This is a genomic window from Paenibacillus sp. KS-LC4, assembly GCF_036894955.1.
Lineage (GTDB): Bacteria > Bacillota > Bacilli > Paenibacillales > Paenibacillaceae > Pristimantibacillus.
The window spans coordinates 6016124-6037893 of the sequence record NZ_CP145905.1; the positions used below are offsets into that span (position 1 = coordinate 6016124).

Sequence of the window (21770 nt, forward strand, 5' to 3'; positions counted from 1 at the left end):
ATAAAGGGGGCTGTTATCTATGGACGGGCATAGCTTGAGCGCAAGCTTACAGGGCTTCGAACGGCTGGATATGATGGAGGATGCAACGAGCGGACTCAAAGCGATCATTGCCATTGATCAGACTAGGCTTGGCCCTGCACTGGGTGGCTGCCGTATGTGGATGTACGCGTCAGAGGAGGCGGCCATTCTCGATGCGCTTCGACTTGCACGAGGCATGACGTATAAATCAGCGCTGGCTGGCATTCCATACGGCGGAGGCAAAGCCGTTATTATCGGCAACCCTGCCACCGACAAAAGCAGCAGGCTGTTCCGCTCACTCGGACGTTTTATCGAACGACTGAACGGGCGTTATATTACCGGGATGGATTTGGGTACTACTCCGCTGGATATGGATGAAATTCTGCATGAAACGCGCCATGTGACCGATGTTACCGGCTCGCTAGGAGCAACTGGCCATTTCACGGCGGAAATGACCGCCTATGGCGTATATATTGCAATTCGTACATCACTTAAGCAAAAATACGGCTCTGAGCAGTTGCAGCAGCGAACCGTTGCTGTTCAAGGACTTGGCAAGGTAGGCTTTGCCCTATGCCGCTATTTGCATCAATCAGGCGCACAGCTTATTGTTGCCGATTTGGATAACAGGCTGGTGCAGCTGGCAGCCACGCAATTTGGGGCTGCACCCGTCGCTGTCGATGTAATCCATAAGCAGCCTTGTGATGTTTTCGCCCCTTGCGCGCTTGGAGGCATTTTGAACGATTTAACCATCCCCGAGCTTAAGTGCCAGATCGTTGCAGGGGCAGCCAATAACCAGCTGGCTGAGCCACGCCATGATGCTTTGCTGAAGCAGGCGGCCATTCTCTATGCTCCCGATTACGCTATTAATGCTGGAGGCATTATCGTAACCGCAGCTGAGCTGGATGGCAGCTCCGCCTCCTATGCCCAAAGTCAGGTCGAACGCATCGGCGATACACTTGCCTCTATATATGGAAAGTCTGCTGGCACCGCGCCTGGCACGCTGCCGCCAGCTGCGGCCGCAGATGCCATTACGCGCAAGCTGATCGGCCTATAGGTATACATGCTCATAGGTTCATAACCCCTTATACTTGCTCCTGGTCCTCACAAAGCCATTGATTCCAGCCAGCAGCAGCGGGCTGCTGGCTCAGGCAACAGCAGCGGAATTATGCCAATACGTGCTTCTTCTTTGTTAGCACCATAATGTGGAAACCAAGGATAGGGCTACTTCGTATAAAATAAAGATGCGGTCACCGCGTCAAATGTACATAGTTATTCAGAGCTTCATCACCCACTTATTGCTCCATGACCTTATATGTCTTGCCGGCAACAAGGCAAGCACCATCCGAAGGAGGACTGCATTTATTTTGAAAAAGCATTTGGCATCCACTATTGTATTTTCCCTGCTGCTCATGGCTGCTTTTCCCGCTATGACGGCCGCCGCAGAAAGCATGAGGCTGTTTATTAATGGAAGCGCCGTTTCTGCCGCAGGCGAACAGCCTTACAAATCCCAGAATACCGTCATGATCCCGCTGCGCAGCACAGCCGAGCAGCTAGGCTTTAAAGTGACTTATCAGAAAACAGGCTCCGAAATCGTGCTTGAAGGACAAGAGCTTTCCGTCATTTTCCGCACCGGGAGCAGAACCGCTGTTGTAAATGGCGAGAAACGCTCATTCGATGCCGTATCCGTTCAAAAGCAGGGACGTACTTATGTACCGCTCGCTTTTTTCGATAAGGCACTCGGGCAGCAAGCTAGCTTTGACAGCGGCACGCAGCAAATTTCCATTACGACAGCGCAGTTTGAGGCTGAAGGCTGGATCAAGCGCGTAACTGAGCTGCTAAGCAAAGGAAGCCACCAGAAGCTGTCGGATGATTATTTTTCCAGTGGTCTCAAGGCACAGCTCTCCGTAACAGCACTCGAGCAAGGATGGGAAAGCATCAAGTCACGAGCAGGCAACTTCGTTCGCTCAGAGGACATTGCCATAACTGGCACAGCTGGTGAGAAGACTATTATTAAGGCTACCGCAGCGTTTGAGAAAGCCAGCTTTAATCTGACGCTTTACGTCAACATGCAGAGCAAGCTGCTGGAAGCCATGATGATTACACCAAAGCCCGTCGATAAGGAAGCCCCCGTTACGATTGTTGAAGAAGAGGTTACTGTCGGAGAAGGCACTCCTTATGCGCTTGGCGGAACGTTGACTCTGCCGAAAAATGCCTCTGGCCCGCTGACAGCGGTCGTATTGGTTCAAGGCTCTAGCGCGACTGATCGCGATGAGGCGGTAAGCGGCTATAAGCCCTTCCGCGATATCGCTTGGGGACTTGCTGAGCAAGGGATTGCCGTACTGCGCTATGACAAACGTACATTTGTGTACGGCAATAGTATGACGAAAGAAGCATTAATGAAAATGACCGTAAAGGAAGAAACCATTGACGACGCCATAGTTGCGGCCAAGCTGCTCAAGGCGGATAAACGGATTGATGCCTCAAAGGTGTATGTAGTTGGTCATAGTCTTGGCGGTATGCTTGCACCTCGAATTGATGCGGAAGGCGGCGACTTCGCCGGACTTGTGCTGCTTGCTGGCTCGCCGCGCTCGCTGTGGGAAATCCTCTATGACCAAACTCAGGCTGTTGTTGCCGCTATGGATGATAAAGACCCAGCCAAGCAGAAGAATACCCAGTTCATTGAAGCCGAATACAAGAGGGCACAAGCACTGGATACGTTGACCGATGCGCAGGCGCAGGCGACGACGATTTTCTCGATTCCCGCCTACTATTTCAAAGAAATGGATAAACATCCCGCCAGCGAATATGCTGCAAAATTAACGAAGCCTGTGCTTATCCTGCAAGGCAAGGACGATTTCCAAGTGTATGCGAATAAAGACTATGTGCTGTGGGAGGAACTGTTCAAAGGAAAATCGAATGCTTCCTTCAAGCTGTATCCGGGCCTTAACCACTTTTTCGTAGATTACAGCGGCGAAGGAGAAGGTACAGTAGCGGAATACAACCATTCTGGCAGCTTCGCTGAAGAGGTTATTACCGATATCGCCAAGTGGCTGAAGCAGCAGACCTAGCCCTCATCTCGCCTCCAATACCAATAACCGCCAGCCTGGACTGTGGAGCTTAATGCTCCCGCGCTGTCCAAGCTGGCGGTTTCTTTTTGCCCGATGCCTATTTATTTTTTATGATCCGCTCATTCGCCCTTAAGCAGCTTCTCCATAAAATCGAGTCCATTGGATTGTCCCATGGCGAGCGGCCCTACGATTTCTGTATTTACGACATAAACATGCCCGTCTTTAACCGCCTTAAGGCTGTTCCATACCGCATTTCCCTCAAGATCCTTCATCGTCAGCTCTGCTGTTCCCGTATAATCCTCTGCGACAAAAAGATAATCCGGATCGACTTCGCTGACACCTTCCAGATTGATTTCTCCCCAATCCTTCATATCCTTGAACTTGCTGAAGCCGATACCCTCATAATATGGACTCAGGCGGCTGCCGCCAAAATAATAGAAGCCTTTGCTCCACATCATTACAAACATCGCCTCTTTACCTTGAATACCTGTATTTTCAGCCATAGCTGCTACTTCCTTCAGCTTTGCATTATAGCCATCAATATACTGCTTTGCCTTGTCCTCCTCGCCTAAAACCTCCGCAATTTTGACAATGGTATCCTGCCAGTCTTCCGTTTGCGTTATGACAACCGTCTTTCCAATCTTCGCAAGCTGCTCATACGTCTTCTCGTCCCCATCAGAAGCAATAATGACGTCTGGCTCAAGCGCCATTATCTTCTCCAAATCGACCTCGTCGCCAAGATCTGCAACCGCATCCCCCTGTAGAAATACCTCATATGCCGGAAAAGCTTTAAGTGATCTATACCCAACGACACCGCTAACTACATCCTGCTCGCCAATTGCGAACAGTTGATCCGCATAAGGGAAATAGGTAACGGCGACCTTCTTCGGCTTCGCATCAATGACTGTCTCGCCTTTCACATGCGTAATCGTCCTTGGAAAGGCTGCTTCGCTGCCAGCTTGACCAGCACCGCCTTGCTTAGCCTCCTCCACAGCCGCATCGCTATTGCCGCCCACTGCTCCGTTAGTCGCTGCATCAGGAGCTGCTTCACTTCCGCAAGCTGAAAGTAAAATCACCAGCAGCAAAATACTAACCGCGCTTGTTATCCCTTTAAATCTACTAAACATACGTAATCCCCCGCCTCTAGCCTCTTTATGATAATGATTTTCATTGTCGTCCAAATTATAAACAATGAACGGGCGAGATGAAATAGACGATTGTTAAAAGTCAGGTGGATTATTTCCTAAGCTTTGCCGAAACATACTCGGTGAACAACCGCTATGCTTTCGAAACAGACGACTAAAATAATGGGCATCCTCATAACCGACGTTGCGTGCGACGCTGCTGACCGAGCAGTTGCTCGTCGTAAGCAAATACTTGGCGCGTTTCATGCGATGCTCGATAAGATAGTCGATTGGAGAACGACCCGAATACTTGTGGAAGGCGTACGCAAATTGCTTTTTTCCCATGCTGTGCAACTCGGCGAGTCCTGCTGCGGTTAGCGGCTCCATATAATGGTGATGGATATAATCCAGCGCCTGCTCCACCATTTTGCCATTCTCGTTAGTGCTGTGACTGCGCACGCTCACCAACCACTCATTCATAATGCTGTAGAAAAGCTCCTTCTCCCGCAGCATATTCATCTGGCCAGCAAGCGCCGATACTTCACAGAGCCGTTGCAGCAGCTCCACCATGCGGGTATTGCTGCCATACTCTGACAAGTAGTGCGTTTCCGCATAATGGATTTTTCCGGCTGAAAGGTCGGGGAGGGTGCTGCGATAATGAATAAGCACAAATTGAAAATCCTCTGCTTCCGCCACCTCTAGCTTCAGCAGCATGCCCGCGCCGCCATGAACGACACTGCCCGGCGCAACCTCATAGGCTGTGCCGTTAAATTCAAATATCGCATGCCCTCTTAAGGCAAAAACAAACCCCGAGAAGCGCGTAGGATACGTTGTTGTATGGCTGTGGTAAATGCCCGGCGCTATCGTATTCATATAGACGCCTTCAATAGTAATCATGCCCCTGGCGAGCTGCCCAGCCAGCATGTTGTAATCCATCACGATTGCCGTTCCTCCATGCTGGCCGCGAGGCTAAGCAGCTTGTTCATCGTCTGCCAGTTGCGCGAGGTGGCGGCCACACCTAGCTTTTTCTCCAGTAAATTATTCGAGAACATCGACTTGCGCACGCTTTGGCGGCAATAAATATACACTTCGCTATCATGCAGGCGGTAGTCGTCCACCTCGCTGCTGCATGCGAGCAGCCGCTGCTTGCCTTCTTCGGTAGGTGTGTCCGCCAGCAGCGCGACATAAATATTTTCACCAGCCTGTAGCTGGGCTGCATCAAAGGGGCTGCGCGCGACAATCGCCGCCAGCTCGGTGTTGGTACGTATGACGACGGGAACGTCGAATCCGAACACCGCCATTATTTCCTGCTGAATGTGCAGGCGCAGCAAATCCGCAGGCGCTTCCGATTCGAAGAGCACATTGCCGCTTTGAATATACGTTTTCACCTGCTGCAAGCCAAGCTGCTCAAACATCCGCTGCAAATCCTGCATTTTAATGATTTTATGCCCGCCGACATTAATGCCGCGGAGCAATGCTATATAAATGGCCATTCAACAGCACCTGCCCTCTTCTCAATAATCCTAAGTATAGCATGTACACCCCTACGCGCGAACGCTGCTGCAGTTGTGCTAAAATAGAAATAAACCTACAGATACATACGGGCAAGGTAAAACGGCTTTTGCCGTCCTCTGGCGGCGCGGCGCGTTTCAGTCCGAGAAATATAAGCCTATTTATATGTGTAAGCTTATAAATTCTTATATTTTGAAATAGAGGAAAAAGGAGCATGGAAGCATGAAACAAGAACTGATGGAGCGCTTTATTTCTTATGTGAAAGTGAATACGCAATCAGATGACCGCAGCGAAAGCTGTCCGACGACACCGGGGCAGCTGGTGCTTGCCAACCAGTTGATCGAAGAGCTCATGAAGATCGGCATGGAGGAGGTTAGCGTCGATGAGAACGGCTATGTGATGGCTACACTGCCTGCCAATACCGACAAAACCGTTCCGACAATCGGCTTTCTCGCCCATATCGATACTGCACTAGACTTCACTGGTGAAAACGTTAAGCCGCAAGTGGTCGATAACTATGACGGCGGTGACATTGTTCTCAACGAAGCACTGTCTATTGTTTTGTCGCCAACCGCTTCACCAGAGCTGAGCCAGTACGTTGGACATACGCTGATTACAACAGATGGCACCACGCTGCTGGGCGCCGACAACAAAGCGGGCATTGCCGAAATTATGACGGCGATGGTGTATTTGATTCAGCATCCTGAAATAAAGCATGGCAAAATCCGCGTCGCCTTTACGCCGGATGAGGAAATCGGTCGTGGGCCGCATCGCTTCGACGTTGCCGCCTTCGGTGCAGATTATGCCTATACGATGGACGGCGGGCCGCTTGGAGAGCTGCAATACGAGAGCTTTAATGCGGCTGCTGCCCACATTATTTGCAAAGGCACGAACGTGCACCCCGGCACAGCCAAAGGAAAAATGGTTCATTCGGCGAAAATCGCTATGGAATTGCACAGTCAGCTTCCCGCTGAGGAGGCACCGGAATTTACGGAGGGCTACGAAGGCTTTTATCATTTGACTCAAATGAGCGGCGATGTGGAGCAGTCCGAGCTGCGTTATATTATTCGTGATTTTGATCGAGCAGCCTTTGCGGGCCGCAAGCAGAAGCTTACGGACATCGTCAGCGGGCTTAAGCACAAATATGGCGAGGCCAGTGTAGAGCTCAGCATTCGCGATCAGTATTTTAATATGCGTGATAAAATCGAGCCCGTTATCGGCATCGTCAATCAGGCTAAGCTGGCGATGGAGAACCTCGGCATTAAGCCAGATATAAAGCCGATTCGCGGCGGTACCGATGGCTCGCAGCTATCTTATATGGGGCTTCCTACACCTAATGTGTTCACAGGTGGCGAGAACTATCATGGCCGTTACGAATACGCATCGGTAGACAATATGCTGAAAGCCGTTCAGGTCATCGTGGAAATTGTCAAGCTGGCGGAAGCAGACGCTTGAGCTTGAGCTTGAGCTTAAACTTGAGCTTCTGCCTGAGCTTATTGGAGCAAACACAGCGCACATTATGACTTTTACAAGCAAAAGAACCTTCGCTCTACACCGAATACGGGGTAGTCGAAGGTTCTTAATTCTATCACGAGGTCGGACGATCAATGGAGAAACGTTCGCCGAGTCCTGCATAATCGCTGCCGGCAAGTCTCGCTATTGGTGCTAGCTGGTCAGCGTCAATATAACCCCGTTCATCGTAAACCGTCTCATCCAGATGATAGAATACCACCTTGCCGATTAGCAAATCGCAGGCTGGCGCATCGTCTGTTCCACCGAGCGGAATCGCCTTCTCCAGCACGCATTCCATCCGAATTTTCGCTTCAGCTACACCAGGTACGGCGATCCGAACGCTTGGAACAGGCGTAAGTCCTGCTGCTGCGACCTCGCTTTCCTCTGGTGGAAGATTTGCCGCCGTCACGTTCAACTGTTCAATATACGATTGGTCGGCAATATGCACGACGAATGCGCCTGATTCAATCGCATTGCGGGCGGTATCCTTCTGCTGACCGCCCTGCTTCCGCTGTACCGAAACCGATAACAGCGGCGGATTAGACGATACAACATTGAAGTAGCTATACGGCGCAGCATTGAGCACGCCTTCTGACGACAGCGTCGTCACAAAAGCAATCGGCCGCGGTATAATGCTGCCCGAAAGCAGCTTATAATTGTCGCGGGCCGAGCGCTCCGACGGATCAATGGTTACCATCATGGACATATAACCTTGGCATACCAAGCTGCGGCTGCATCGACTTCACTGCCCGTTAGCTGATGGCCATAGTTTTCCCAATGTACGCTAACCGCTGCTCCTGCGCCGGACAGCATCGTTTGCAGCTCCTCCGTCTCCTGCGGCGGGCACATCTGATCATTGCGGCCTGCTCCGATGAAACAGGAAATACCGGTCATATCGGGAAGCTCGACGCTGCGAAGCGGTACCATCGGGTGATGTAAAATCGCGCCGCGAAAGGCATCCTTGTAATGAAACATCAGGCTGCCAGCTATGTTGGCGCCATTGGAGTAGCCGATGGCGACGAGGTTTTCACGATCAAAGCCATAGTCAACGGCAGCCTGGTCCAGAAAATCATGCAGCTCCTTCGTACGAAGCACCAAATCCTCCTCGTCAAACACACCTTCGGCGAGTCTGCGGAAATAGCGGGACATCCCATTTTCCAATACGTTTCCTCTTATGCTTAGCACCGATGCTCTAGGATCAATCCGGCCAGCCAGCGGCAGCAAATCTCGTTCTGTTCCTCCAGTACCGTGCAGCAGCACCAAAACTGGCGCCGCTGCATTCGTTCCTTGCTGATAAATATGCTTCATTGTCCATTCCCCTTTCACTTACGGTAATTGGATAGGCGGCAGCAGCCGCACAATGTCCTCACGATGCTGTTCATACCATTCTGGCAGCATCAATTTTTCACCAAGATGTTCCGGCTCCTCATCACGAGCAAAGCCTGGAGGATCTGTCGCAATCTCGAATAATATGCCGCCCTCTTCGCGGAAATAAATTGCATGGAAATATTGTCTGTCAATTATTGGTGTAGGTTGGTAGCCATTTGTCTCTACATGGCTTCTCCAAAGGGCATGCTCTGCATCATCTTTGGCGCGCCATGCAATATGATGCACCGTACCGGAACCGCCATGGCCAGGCTCGACTCGCTCAATCGGAAGATCAATGATATTGCCAAGGTCAGCCGATGATCTGAAACGTGCATAACCAGCATCCTCACCGATTTTGCTCAGTCCCATTACCTCTTCCAGTAAACGGAACGTTTGTTGTGGAGCAGAGCTGTACAAAATCGCACCGCCAAAGCCTTTAATGGCTTTGTCTGTCGGTACCCCAGCATAAGACCAGTCGCTCAGCGGGCCTTCCTCCCTAGCTACAAGCTCAAGCTGCAAGCCATCAGGGTCAACGAATTGTACATACGACTCGCCAAACCGCTGCGTTTCGGTAAATGGCACTTCATATTTTGTCAAACGCTCTTTCCAAAAATCCAGCGCTCCCACAGGAACAACATAAGTGGTTACCCCAACCTGTCCTCCGCCAATCACACCTTTACGACCGTGTGCGAATGGGAAGAAGGTCATGATCGTGCCTGGGCTGCCAGCTTGATCTCCGAAATACAGATGATACACTTCCGGGGCATCGAAATTGATTGTTTTTTTCACGAGCCGCTGGGCAAGTACGCCCGCATAGAAAGTAACCGTTGCTTGTGCATTAGATACGAAAGCTGTAATGTGGTGAATGCCTGCTGTTTGTTGTGTCATTTGTGAACACTCCTCTATTATATCATGGATTTGAGAATCTTTAAATTAAGATATTTGGGCTGAGAGATTACGATAAGTGACTGTACAGGATACGAAGCAGCTTCTAAATAAATGTATCCTGCGCGTGCCTTCCGAGCTTCTTGAGCAGTTCGCTTGCCAGCTTCTGTTCCTCTGAAGATAAGCCGCTAACCGCTTCTTTAATAATAACTGCATGTACAGGGAATACTTCTTCAATAAACTGTGTGCCCTGACTCGTTATTTCTGCGAAGATGAGCCGACGATCATCAGCCGAAGCTCTACGCTGCACGAGCTGCTTCTTCTCAAGCTTATCTATGACGTAGGTAATGTTGCCGCTGCTCATCAGCACCTTGCCGCCGATTTGCTGCAAAGGCTGTGCACCCTTGTGATACAGCATTTCCAGTACCCCGAATTCGGTGCGATTCAAGCCATGCTTGCGAATGTCTCGGTCACCGTGGGCATTAATCCATTGGCTGGCTCGGTTGAGCGCAATGTAGAGCTTCAAGGCGCTGTCCTCGGCTTCCTGCGGTGACATCTTCATCGTGCTGTCCGCCTCTTTCATTGCCCTCACCTCCTTGCATTTATTATCTTAAATTTAAGATACTACAATTAAAGATAAATTGCAAGCATTTGCTTCAATATTTTTTCACCCTTCTTCACGCCTGCGCGTCCACTCTATCCTTGGCGTTCATTATGATATAATGGAGAGTATGACTTACAAGTCCATTCACTGTACAGGAGGTTATTGTTATTATGACCTATTCACATACCGTTCCTCTTTCCATTCTTGATCTGGCTCCCGTTGTTGAAGGCGGCAATGCAACCGATGCCTTCAAAAATACGCGTGATCTCGCCCAGCATGCTGAGCGTTGGGGCTATCAGCGCTATTGGCTGGCTGAGCATCACAATATGCAAGGCATTGCCAGTGCCGCTACCTCCGTTCTCATCGGTTATGTTGCCGAAGGCACGAATACGATCCGCGTCGGCTCCGGTGGTATTATGCTGCCCAATCATGCGCCGCTTATGATAGCCGAGCAATTCGGCACGCTTGCCTCCATGTATCCGGGGCGCATTGATCTCGGACTTGGGCGTGCGCCAGGCTCAGACCAGGCAACCGCCCGCGCGCTGCGCCGTGGGCTTAATGGCAATAACGGCCAAGACTTCCCTGAGCTGCTTGGCGAGCTTCGCAGCTTTCTAAACCCTTCTATAGAAGAGGGCGTTCCTGCGGTTCGCGCTTTTCCAGGCGAAGGACTCGATATTCCGATCTGGCTGCTAGGGTCCAGCGGCTTTAGCGCTCAGCTGGCAGGGCAGCTCGGCTTGCCGTTTGCTTTCGCCAGCCATTTTGCACCTGACTATTTAATGCAGGCTTTGCAATTGTATCGCAGCAGCTTCCGACCTTCGGCAGCGCTGAAGCGGCCTCATGTCATGATTGGCGTAAATATTCTCGCAGCCGATACAGATGAAGAAGCACGCTTCCTCGCCTCCTCGCAGGAGCAGCAGTTCCTGAACCTCATCCGCGGCCAGACGAGCAAGCTAAAACCGCCCGTTGCGAACATGGATGACCTGTGGAATGAACAGGAGAAGGTTGTCGTCCGCAGCAAATTCAGCTTCGGCGTAGCCGGAAGCAAGGAAACGGTACGCCGCAGAATCGCTGACATTATTGAAAAAACAGGCGCTGATGAGCTGATGATAACAGGCTCTGCTTATGATCATCAGGCACGCCTTCGCTCTTTTGAATTGATTGCTGAGATCAGGAACGAGGGTTAGGGCATTTTCAGCCGCAATATAAATATGTCATAAAAAAGTACCCACAAGTCTGAACGCTTTTATACGCGTCTGCTTGTGGGTACAAATTTTTGCATTCTAATTACAATCTATTCGAGACTGCACACTTGAAACACTTGTTACAAGTAGGAGATTATAATTATTGCATTACTTTAACTGGTAATGTTCGATTCGCTGTAGTTCCGTCTCCAAGTTGGCCTTTTCCGTTCCAGCCCCATGTCCAAATGCTTCCGTCGCTTTTAATTGCAGCACTGCTCAAGGATCCCGCGCTTACGCTCCGCACCCCCGTCAAGCCCTTCACCTGTACAGGAGTCGATCTATCCGTTGTCGTGCCATCTCCCAGCTGACCTTCTGCATTCCTTCCCCATGCCCATACCGTGCCATCACTCTTTAGAGCTAATGAAAAGCTTCCTCCTCCAGCTATGCCTACGACCCCGCTTAACCCGCTCATCTCCGTTGCCTTGCCTGAGCTGCCTTGACCCGCCCACGGCCAATACCATACCTTCCCGCTCTCCGTGAGCGCCAAAGTACCTGAGGCCTCTGAAATCGCGACTACTCTTTCAGGCACCACAATCTGAACAGGCGTTTTTGCATTCCGAGTGACCTCCCACACCGTTCCATCGCTTTTGAGAACCGTTATTTTGTCTGTTCCCGCCGAAATCTGACTTACGCCCTCCAATCCCTCTTTTTTCTCTGCTGCGTATAGGTTCAGGTTATACATATGAATACTGGTTCCCCATGTCCATACCGTTCCGTCTTTTTTCAGCGCGTAGCTGGTATTCCCTGATGCTGACACGGCTATCACGTCTGTTAATCCCCATGCCTGCTTGGCCTTCATTTGACCATTCCGATCGCCTGTTCCCAGTTGACCATACGTATTGTCGCCCCATGCCCACACGGTTCCGTCTTCCTTTACCGCCAACGTATGTGCGGAGCCTGCTGCTGTATGCACAATCCCATTTACATCCGGCACTTGCACAGCCGTTGATTTCGAATTAATCGTGCCATCTCCCAATTGTCCATTGCTATTGTTGCCCCAACCCCATAACGTCCCGCCTGCTTTTACATACAACGCATGGTTGCTGACCACTAGTTTGTTCTCAGGAGAGACAACCGTAACTTTTAGCCAGCCATAATTCGTCCATTCTGACCATAACGCATCATCTTTCACCCTAACTCTAACTTTAAGGAGCTTGTTCTGCGGCAAATCAGCAGTCACCACCCAGCTCCCTCCTGCTTGACGGCTATTTTTCGCAATCTGACCCGAATCCACTACTACTGCCCCTGACTCATCCGCGATTTGTACATGCAGCTGGCTGTAGACCGTTTGGGCATCCGTATCCACCTGCTCCCAGCCGATAGAAGGACGCGTAATATTACTGATCATGGGCTGACTTTCTGTACCTATCGGATATTTCAACGTAATCGTCGGCGCCGTGTTGTCTTTCACTTGAACAGGGAGCAAACGATTCGTAATCGTGCCGTCACCTAATTGACCTTGACTGTTCAAGCCCCACGTCCAAACCGTCCCATCACGTTTTATCGCCGTACCATTTGAATAACCCGCACTTATACTCCGCACCTCCGTCAAACCCTTTACTTGCACAGGAGTCTGCTTATCGGTTGTCGTGCCATCCCCCAATTGACCTTCTGCATTCCTTCCCCATGCCCAGACCGTGCCATCACTCTTTAAGGCTAATGAAAAGCTTCCCCCTCCAGCTATGCCTACAACTCCGCTTAACCCGCTCATCTCCGTTGCCTTGCCTGAGCTGCCTTGACCCGCCCACGGCCAATACCATACCTTCCCATTTTCCGTGAGCGCCAAAGTACCTGAGGCCTCTGAAATCGCGACTACCCTTTCAGGCACCACAATCTGAACAGGCGTTTTTGCATTCCGAGTGACCTCCCACACCGTTCCATCGCTTTTGAGAGCCGTTATTTTGTCCGTTCCCGCCGAAATTTGACTTACGCCCTCCAATCCCTCTTTTTTCTCTGCTGCGTATAGATTGAGGTTATACATATGGATACTGGTTCCCCATGTCCATACCGTCCCGTCTTTTTTCAGCGCATAGCTGGTATTGCCTGATGCCGACACCGCTATCACGTCTGTTAATCCCCATGCCTGCTTGGCCTTCAATTGACCATTCCGATCACCCGTTCCCAGTTGACCATACGTATTGTCGCCCCAGACCCATACCGTTCCGTCTTCCTTTACCGCCAACGTATGTGCGGAGCCTGCTGCTGTATGCACAATCCCATTTACATCCGGCACTTGCACAGCCGTTGATTTCGAGTTGATCGTGCCATCTCCCAATTGACCATTGCTATTGTTGCCCCAACCCCATAACGTTCCGTCTTCCTTTGCGTATTGCATGTGGTTGCTTGCCACTAATTTATTTCGCCCCTCAGCAACTACGAATATACTTTCGAAGGATTTGCTTGCAGCAGATATATTTCCCGCCGCATCATATGCCTTTACAGTTAGGGCATAAAGTTTATTTGGCATGAGACTCGTTACTTCAAAGCTTGTAGAGCCTGTTGTTCCTATTAAATTAGAACCCTCATATATTTGGTAACCCGTCACCGCAACATTGTCCTTCGCTTCTTTCCACGACAATTTCAGCTTAGTTGCTGTTTTTTCGCTTGCACTTAAATTTGTTGGCGCCTCCGGAGGAGTTGTATCTGGCATCGTCCGAACATTTAAAATCGAGCTTAACTCTGAAGCATTTCCTTTGACATCCTTAGCTTTAATAGAAATATCATACGAAGTATCCGGCATCAGCTTTGTAACCGTATAGGAGGTAGAAGCCGAAGTACCTGCTAGTTCTGTGCCCACATATATATCATAATTTTTTACCGCAATATTATCGGTAGATGCTGACCATGATAGCGTTACGGTTTGATCTGTTTTAGTCAGCAATTGCAAATTAGTCGGAACGGAGGGCGCTTCTGTATCCGCATTAGTCACCACCGTTATCGCTGTGCTGAAACCAGAAATATTACCCGAGGCATCCTTGGACTTGATGGTAAAGGAATATGCCGTCTCTGGAACCAGCCCCGTTACAGTGAATTCTGTAGATACAGAAGATCCCGCAAGAACATTTCCGTTCTTATAAACATCGTAACCCGCGACGCCAACATTATCTGTAGACGCAGCCCATGACAAGGTCACCGACTTTTCTGTTTTTGATTTAACGACTATCTCTACAGGAACAGTTGGCGCTTGTACATCCCGATTAGTAATAGCAACTACTTCTGCACTTGAATTCGAAGGGTTACCTTCCTTATCTACCGCCTTGATGGAGAATCTGTATGAAGCATTCGGCTTCAAATCTCGAACGGTATACGCCAACGTCTTGGAAAAACCAACCTGCTTGGCACCTTCATAAATTTCATAGCCTTTTATACCTTCATTATCCGTTGCAGCCTGCCAGACCAAAGACACTGTCGTTTCTGTTTTCCCTGCAACAGACAGAGCAGTCGGCACAGTTGGTGCAGTAACGTCAATATAGGAATTATCCAAGTACTCATCAGCTGGAACTTCTTTCGTTAGATGAAGCACTTGCACGTTTCCATCACCATTAAAGTCATACAAAATATCCGTTTGATTCGTACCTGCTTGACCGCCTGTGAATTCAAACTTAATTTGGGACTTATCGTTAATGTCCAGGTTCTGAATCAAATTCGTGCGAACAGGAACAGAGGATTCGTATCTGGTTACACCCAGATTTACCTCCCCTTCATCTGTTCCAACAATATCAAAATTCACCTTTACACCTGCTGATATAAACAAGAGCTTTGATTCGCCTACTATTTCATAAGTTAAACCCTCAATGTTATTCACAACAAAACCATTCTCATCGACAAAGGCTTTGTTACCATATTGATCCGTTACAACGACATTAACCGGGCATAAAATATCTATAGCGTCACCTTTAATTTCTGTTAATGACGGTTTGGGATAATTATAGGCTGGCAATGGGTCATTATCTGCCACGATGCTTTTGACGATTTTGAACATGTTAGATGGTTCTGTTCCTTTGGGTCGGAGTATACCGATATGGGAACTTCTCAAATAATAGTTTGTAGAGCTGCCTTGCTCGTTAAAGTTCGCACTGAGCAGCGATACAACCCCATCCCCCATTCCCCAAATAGCTTTATACGAGCTACTTGTATATCGGTTAGGTCCCTTGTACTCCAATAATTTCAATATGGTCTCCCTGTCGTCATCGTAATAACCGATAAGACGATACTCCTTAATGGCAGAATCTAATTGCTTGTTTTCAACGGTGTATCGGAATGAACTACTATACTCCGGGACTTCATAAATAGCATTATTGAAGTTTTCTTTAATCATGGCTACGGTATCAGAGTAGCTAGATTTGTTTTTAGATGGCGTTTGCGCATTTGTATACTGATAGAAGCTAGAAAATTTATTTCCGTATAAACCCTTATAGGCATTCACATATTTCTCACCCGGAAGCAATTGGAATACAGCAGGATAATTTTGCACCATTCTATGCATTTCGGTTAACGTCAAAGGAAAGTATTTATACTGAATAACTCCCAAATCATCCCCAACCGCTAGTCCTTTTAAAGCTCTGGCTGTGCCCAAATTAGGTGAAGCAATATTTATAAAGTTTTTTACTTTGTTTTTAGCTGTAGCATCTGTAAGCAAATAGTATCTGGCTACAATACCTCCTGTGCTATGCGTGACCAGATTAATCTTTTGTCCGCCTGCTTTATCAAATTCAGCATCCACCTTTTCCTTTACAAGCTCCGCTGCAAGCCTTAAATCTCTCCTCCAATCATATCCTACTGGTTCAACTGTAACATTACTAACTTCTAAATAGTCAATAAATGCTTCTCCATAGTCGTTATTTGCATATTTCTCAAATATTTTACCTTGAGTAGTTCCATTATCAGGTACACCTGCACTAGTCAACAAAAGAGGATTCTGAAAAGGACTTACCCTTATACTCGGCCAGACCTCAACACCATCTTGTAAAATCTCTGAATTCATAAACCCGGGTACATAAACAATAACCTTTTTCTCAGGACTTACAATAACGATTTGGCTCCTAGTCTGTGAATTCCCCGCTTTATCATACCCCGTCAATTCAAATATATAGTTCCCAGCTGTTGTGGGCGTATACTTCTGACTAGGTGTATTTGGTGGAAGATCCTTATTTAATAAAAAGACACCATCTTTCTTCACTATAAAATTCAGCTTCGTAACCGCTATATTATCGGACGCTGAGAAATGAATTAGAATCTCTTTATTTTCATAATAGGGTAGCGCAGTGGCCACAGAAATCGAAACCGATGGGTTTGTTGTATCTGCTAGTGTTTTCTTAGCCAACGCATTACTAAATTCACTTAGCTCCCCGCTACTATTTTTCGAAGCAACGGTGAAATTGTAAGTAGTATCTGGATCAAGGCCCGTGAAGCTCTGATAATTATTGCTTGTTGTTGTGAAATATTGTCCATCTTTACGTACACTATAATCTGCTCCTACGATTCTATTCCATCTTAACGTCATAGATGTTTCCGTAACATCTGTTACCGTTAGCCCAGCAGGAACAGGAAAGAGTGTACTTTTGTAAATAATCGCATCATCGCTTCTTTCTCCCGATGCATTAGTCGTTAACACCTGCATGACATACTGCGTATTTGGCTGCAAGCCTGTAAATGTATAGCTCTTGTTCATTGTAGTGGTGACAGTGCTACCATTAAGTCTAACAATATACTGCAAGCCACCACCCATATCGTTCCAGTTAATTCTAATGCCGCTATCTGAATAGCTGCTAATATACAGTCCCGTAGGCTTTACTGGCGTGGCATTGGATTGAGTTGCAGTAACATAAATAGTAAAGAAATCTGTTAAAGTGGTGCCTGAGTAGGCATATTTAATTTTGTATGTTCCTGGAGTTAAACCGGAAGAGGTGTTCCATGTATATTCAATGGGAACGTTTGCACTTACGTTAGTAAATTCTCCGTCTCCAATTTTAACACCTGCTGGATTAAAAACACCAATATATACTTTGCTCTTCGGAGCAGAAAGGATTAAAGAAACCGTAGCGCTTTCTCCAGGCACGATGGACTGTCCATTACCACGATGCCCATAGGCAAGAATAGAAACCTCTCCATCCTGTGCCTCAAATATGGGAGGAATCCACTCTTCATCCTCATTTGTGTCAGAACCCAAAAAAATGGGAGGGATAGGATCCTCGTTAAGACCAATTGCTTTTGCAACGTTTACTATTCCACTGCCATAAGAAGTTTGTTCACCTAACGGTGTCGCACTTGAATGTAGTGTTGATTTGAGCTCGGAAGGCGTTTGCTGAGGATTTGTTGAGATTAAAAGCGCCGCCGCTCCTACTACAAATGGGGCTGCAACTGATGTACCTGATAAAACACCGTAATCACCATCAAAGGTTGTGCTTAAAATATCACTACCAGGGGCAACTAAATTTAATTGAGCGCCTGTACTTGAATAAATGGCGCGTTTGAATGATCGGGTAACAGCGCCAACGGACACAACTTCCCCAAAACGCGCTGGATAAAGCTCAGTCTCTTCCCCTGCACCTGAGTTACCAGCAGCAGCAACAACCAATATTCCTGCATCATTCGCTCGAATGACGGCTTCGCGCAAAATTTCGCTCGATTCCATTCCGCCAAAGCTGATGCTAATTATATTCATTTGGTTATTAATGGCCCAGTCTATGCCATTTACAACTTGTGCATACGTACCCTTACCCTCTGCATCTAGCACTTTTACCGCATATAATTCCGCATCAGGAGCCACACCAGCTACTCCCTGACCATTTATTTGCGCGCCAATAATGCCCGCTACGAATGTACCATGCCCATTATCATCCTCGAAATTTGCGACCCCGTTTACAAAAGATACGCCACCATTCACACGGAGATCCGCATGTTCTGCGATTCCTGTATCTAAGACAGCGATTTTCACTCCTACGCCTTTCATTTCTGCCTGATGGGCTTGATCTCCTCCAATCGAATAGAGACCCCAGCTTACTGAATCACCATCTACGTTTCTATACGTATAGGCATCTCCCTCTTTGACGGGCACTCCCTCTGTTAGCATACTCACGGGGCTATTGGGCTCGATGTACTTTATTTCTGGGTTTTGCTCCAGTTGCTCCTTCTCAGATTCGGTCAACAGCACTGTTGTTATTTTACTATCTTGCTGTTCTGCATTTTGTTCAAAAATGCTTCTTGCAACCATATCTGTCTCATCAATAAATTCTTTAATATCTACTTTCTCCTCAAAAGCAATCATATACTCCTGAACTTCACCCGTATCCTCATATACCGATTCAGTTGCTGTTGGACTCCAGACATTTGTATCCTCAACACCTGCTTCGTTTATATTCTGAGCATAAGTAGTTGGCGTGAGATTAAAGATTAGTGAAAGTGTAATTACAGCGGCTATCATAGATTTAATTGTTCCCATTTAACATTCTCCTTTATCTTCAAAAAACTACGCCTATTAGTTTATGATTGATAACCTTTATATTAATCCGGTGTACAAGATCCTCTATCTTTACTTTTGTAAACTCTCCCTATATTCAGAGTGCGGCATGAATCTTTATCAGTCATAGACCTGTACCTTACCTGCCATCTATTGTTTATAGAGTCATATTTAATTTGATCATACTCCCAACGTGTAAGTTGATCCTTCATATCATGATTAGCATATTCCAACGCCTTCGCCTCACTCATCGGAGGAACATAGTTCCACCACAGCATATAGCCCGTTATAAAGACCGCCATTGCCCCTAGTATGCTCAATAAGTAAAGCGTTTTCTGTTTCTTCTTGGTCTGCGAGCGTCTGAAATATCGGATGTGGAAGGCTACCAGCGTACAAGTGTAAATCAAATATAAGATTTGATAGATATTCGCTCTCTGCACTAGCTCCTTTCCTTCCGACCCTCCATTCCAGCTTTCATACATTAAATGGAATGACACTTCACCGACATACCAAAACAATTGAAATCCAAAAAGAAACCAACTTACATGCAAAACAATCCCGATCACAATGTAACGAGAATCTTTCACCTTTTACCCCTCCTGTCCTTATCCAGCATCTTCCCACTTCCGGGCAAGACTCTTCGACTCTTACTTGTAAATATTTCAATAACACATTCGCCCAGCTGGTAAATAAGTCCACTATTTATAAATTTTTTGTCGTATAATAACATCTACTTTCTCCTCAAAAGCGAGCATGTACTCTTGAACTTCTCCATTGTCCTCATATACCGATTCGACAACCGACGGAATCGCTACATTCGTATTCTCAATCCCTGCTTCGATTATATTTTGAGAATGCGCTACTGGCGTAAGATTAAAAATTAGCAAGAGGATCAGTATAACGGCTAGAACTGGCTTAATTTGTTTCATATAAACTTCCTCTTTAATGGTTAAGTAATTTCATTCAAAATAAATTAGATTTTATACTTTTAAAATTCAATCCTCTTGAAAAGAGAAACAAGTTACATTATTTATTGCATCATACTCTCTTGTAATTTCTAGTCTTACGCATTGATCAGAGATATCCTCATATTTATATTCGACTAACCATTGATTATTATATTTATCATATCTAATAGAATTAAACTTTAGCTCAGATGAGTATTCTTCCATTTTCACCTTAGCAAACTTCAATGCTTTCGTTTCACTCATTGGTGGGGCGTAATTCCACCAGAGCAGGAATCCTGTTGTGAACAAAATATTCACTCCCATAATAAAAAGTAGATGCAGCAGCTTCTTTTTCACTGCCGTCTTCGATCGATTAAAATAGCGCCCATGGAAATACAACAGACTAAAAGAGTACAGGACAAACAGAATTTGAAAAATATACATCCTGTTTGCTACTGCCTCTGTCCCTTCCAATCCTCCACTCCAACTATCATATATCATCATAAAGCTTGCCTTTCCGATATACTGCAACAAATAAAATCCACATAAAAACCAACCCACATGCAGAATAATTCCGAATACAATGTAACGAGAATCTTTCATTTTCAGCCCTCCTATTCTATATCTAGCTAGCTAGCTCTTCCCACTTCACAACCACACTACACCGTTTACTCCTGCCTGATGCCCCTGATCTCCCCCAAAGGAATAGAGACCCCAGCTTATTGAATTACCCTCGACATTTCTATATGCATAGGCATCGCCTTATTTGAAAGGTCCCCCTTCTGTTATACTCACAGGGCTATTTGGTTCTATGTATTTAATTTCAGGATTTTGCTCCAGTTGTTCCTTCTCTGATTCGGTCAACAGCGTCTCTTTCAACTATCTCGGTCTCCATAAATTCATTAACATTTACTTTTTCTTCAAAAGCGACCATATACTCTTGAACTTTGTCCGTATTCTCATATACCGATTCAATCACCGAAGGAATCACATCATCGTTATCCTCAATCACGGGCTCAATTATATTTTAAGAATGTGCAACTGGAGTAAGATTAACGAGATAATCAGCATAACGGCTAAAATTGACTTGAGCTTTGTCGTTTGAACTTCCCCTTCACATTCATGTGATTCCAAGAGCAAAAAAATAAATTTATATGTGAAACAATGAGTTTGCAGGAAACATGCTGCTTCACCTAAAATTAAAAAAGACCTATAGGAATTCTTTCATAGTGCTGCATCGTTCAATTTAATTTTGTGAGCACGTCCCTCCTCCTCGCATATCATATCCTTTTCCAATAATAACTGTTGTACATTGATCAGATAGATTTAGTATTCTATACTCTACTATCCACTCTTTACTCATTTCGTTATATTTAATAGAATTAAAATCTAAATTTAATATAGAACCCGCTACTTTTTTTTCTGCATATTCTAGCGCCTTCGCCTCACTCATTGGAGGGGCGTAATTCCACCAGAGCAGAAAGATAATTATAAAAAATATGCTCACTCCCATAATAAAAAGCAGATGAAGCAGTTTCTTTTTCACTACTGTCTTCGAACGAGAAAAATAGCGTCCATGAAAATACAGCAGGCTAAAAGAGTAGAGGACAACAAAAATTTGTAAAATATACAATTGGTTAGCCGCTGATTTCATTCCCCCTACCTCGCCATACCAACTATTAAGCATCGCCATAGAGCTTAATTTTCCTGTATACTGCAACTGGTAAAATACCCACAAAAACCAACCTACATGCAGAATAATTCCTATTATCATGTACCGAGAATCTTTCACCTTTAGCGCCCCTTTTTATGCAAAGAAACCTTTCGCCTTTTAAAACCATGCTCTTCAATTTCTCAACTGTAAAAATTTTCAACAAACACATTCGACGACATAGTAAAAAAGTCCTCTATTCGGAAATATTTTGTCGTATATTAAAGCTTATTACTTCTATTTAAAACGTGCCTATACAAAAAGGCATTAATAACTCGAGCCACACAGGTGGATTCAAGCTGTCAATGCCTAACCTACTTA

The 21770-nt window shown here is 46.6% G+C and carries 17 protein-coding genes; 4 read left to right on the forward strand and 13 right to left on the reverse strand.

Annotated features, from left to right (window positions below; translation table 11 throughout):
* Positions 1 to 19 precede the first annotated feature (19 nt).
* Positions 20 to 1072: a Glu/Leu/Phe/Val dehydrogenase dimerization domain-containing protein gene (locus tag V5J77_RS25515; protein WP_338553590.1), complete on the forward strand. Its 1053-nt coding sequence runs from the start codon at positions 20 to 22 to the stop codon at positions 1070 to 1072.
* A 310-nt stretch (positions 1073 to 1382) separates the two neighbouring features.
* Positions 1383 to 3086: an alpha/beta fold hydrolase gene (locus V5J77_RS25520; protein ID WP_338553591.1), complete on the forward strand. Its 1704-nt coding sequence runs from the start codon at positions 1383 to 1385 to the stop codon at positions 3084 to 3086.
* Positions 3087 to 3205: 119 nt separating this feature from the next.
* Here the strand turns inward: V5J77_RS25520 and V5J77_RS25525 are convergent, their stop codons facing one another.
* The 3 genes from V5J77_RS25525 to V5J77_RS25535 form a co-directional block, all read right to left on the reverse strand.
* A complete protein-coding gene (locus V5J77_RS25525; RefSeq protein WP_338553592.1) occupies positions 3206 to 4213 on the reverse strand; it encodes an ABC transporter substrate-binding protein in 1008 nt (335 codons plus the stop codon).
* 93 nt (positions 4214 to 4306) lie between these two features.
* Positions 4307 to 5146, reverse strand: coding sequence for an AraC family transcriptional regulator (locus tag V5J77_RS25530; protein WP_338557072.1), 840 nt, complete (start codon positions 5144 to 5146; stop codon positions 4307 to 4309).
* Positions 5146 to 5703: a DUF1697 domain-containing protein gene (locus V5J77_RS25535; protein ID WP_338553593.1), complete on the reverse strand. Its 558-nt coding sequence runs from the start codon at positions 5701 to 5703 to the stop codon at positions 5146 to 5148. Before V5J77_RS25535 ends, V5J77_RS25530 begins: the two co-directional genes overlap by 1 nt.
* Before the next feature lie 241 nt (positions 5704 to 5944).
* Here V5J77_RS25535 and pepT point away from each other — a divergent pair, with 241 nt between their 5' ends.
* Complete coding sequence (gene pepT / locus V5J77_RS25540; RefSeq protein ID WP_338553594.1) at positions 5945 to 7177, forward strand: peptidase T; 1233 nt, start codon at positions 5945 to 5947, stop codon at positions 7175 to 7177.
* Positions 7178 to 7310: 133 nt separating this feature from the next.
* Here pepT and V5J77_RS25545 read toward each other — a convergent pair whose 3' ends face one another.
* From V5J77_RS25545 to V5J77_RS25560, 4 genes are all read right to left on the reverse strand, one after another.
* Positions 7311 to 7931, reverse strand: coding sequence for a flavin reductase family protein (locus V5J77_RS25545; protein ID WP_338557074.1), 621 nt, complete (start codon positions 7929 to 7931; stop codon positions 7311 to 7313).
* On the reverse strand, positions 7931 to 8542 hold the full coding sequence (locus tag V5J77_RS25550) for an alpha/beta hydrolase (protein ID WP_338553595.1): 612 nt from the start codon (positions 8540 to 8542) through the stop codon (positions 7931 to 7933). The genes V5J77_RS25545 and V5J77_RS25550 overlap by 1 nt, the downstream gene beginning before the upstream one ends.
* Positions 8543 to 8560: 18 nt before the next feature.
* Positions 8561 to 9490 carry a ring-cleaving dioxygenase gene (locus V5J77_RS25555; protein WP_338553596.1) on the reverse strand — a complete coding sequence of 310 codons (930 nt, stop codon included), beginning with the start codon at positions 9488 to 9490 and terminating at the stop codon, positions 8561 to 8563.
* 103 nt (positions 9491 to 9593) lie between these two features.
* Positions 9594 to 10070, reverse strand: a complete 477-nt coding sequence (locus tag V5J77_RS25560; RefSeq protein ID WP_338553597.1) for a MarR family transcriptional regulator — start codon at positions 10068 to 10070, stop codon at positions 9594 to 9596.
* Positions 10071 to 10261: 191 nt separating this feature from the next.
* Here V5J77_RS25560 and V5J77_RS25565 point away from each other — a divergent pair, with 191 nt between their 5' ends.
* Positions 10262 to 11275: an LLM class flavin-dependent oxidoreductase gene (locus V5J77_RS25565; RefSeq protein ID WP_338553598.1), complete on the forward strand. Its 1014-nt coding sequence runs from the start codon at positions 10262 to 10264 to the stop codon at positions 11273 to 11275.
* A 157-nt stretch (positions 11276 to 11432) separates the two neighbouring features.
* On the opposite strand, the gene V5J77_RS25570 is transcribed toward V5J77_RS25565, so the two are convergent.
* From V5J77_RS25570 to V5J77_RS25595, 6 genes are all read right to left on the reverse strand, one after another.
* The gene (locus V5J77_RS25570) at positions 11433 to 18773 is read right to left on the reverse strand and encodes a S8 family serine peptidase (RefSeq protein ID WP_338553599.1); all 7341 of its coding nucleotides are present in this window, start codon (positions 18771 to 18773) and stop codon (positions 11433 to 11435) included.
* A gap of 62 nt (positions 18774 to 18835) precedes the next feature.
* On the reverse strand, positions 18836 to 19378 hold the full coding sequence (locus V5J77_RS25575; protein ID WP_338553600.1) for a hypothetical protein: 543 nt from the start codon (positions 19376 to 19378) through the stop codon (positions 18836 to 18838).
* A gap of 111 nt (positions 19379 to 19489) precedes the next feature.
* Positions 19490 to 19720, reverse strand: coding sequence for a hypothetical protein (locus V5J77_RS25580; protein ID WP_338553601.1), 231 nt, complete (start codon positions 19718 to 19720; stop codon positions 19490 to 19492).
* Positions 19721 to 19786: 66 nt separating this feature from the next.
* Positions 19787 to 20341 carry a hypothetical protein gene (locus tag V5J77_RS25585; protein WP_338553602.1) on the reverse strand — a complete coding sequence of 185 codons (555 nt, stop codon included), beginning with the start codon at positions 20339 to 20341 and terminating at the stop codon, positions 19787 to 19789.
* Between the two features lie 220 nt (positions 20342 to 20561).
* Positions 20562 to 20729, reverse strand: a complete 168-nt coding sequence (locus V5J77_RS25590) for a hypothetical protein (protein ID WP_338553603.1) — start codon at positions 20727 to 20729, stop codon at positions 20562 to 20564.
* A 255-nt stretch (positions 20730 to 20984) separates the two neighbouring features.
* Positions 20985 to 21530 carry a hypothetical protein gene (locus V5J77_RS25595; protein ID WP_338553604.1) on the reverse strand — a complete coding sequence of 182 codons (546 nt, stop codon included), beginning with the start codon at positions 21528 to 21530 and terminating at the stop codon, positions 20985 to 20987.
* Positions 21531 to 21770: the final 240 nt, after the last annotated feature.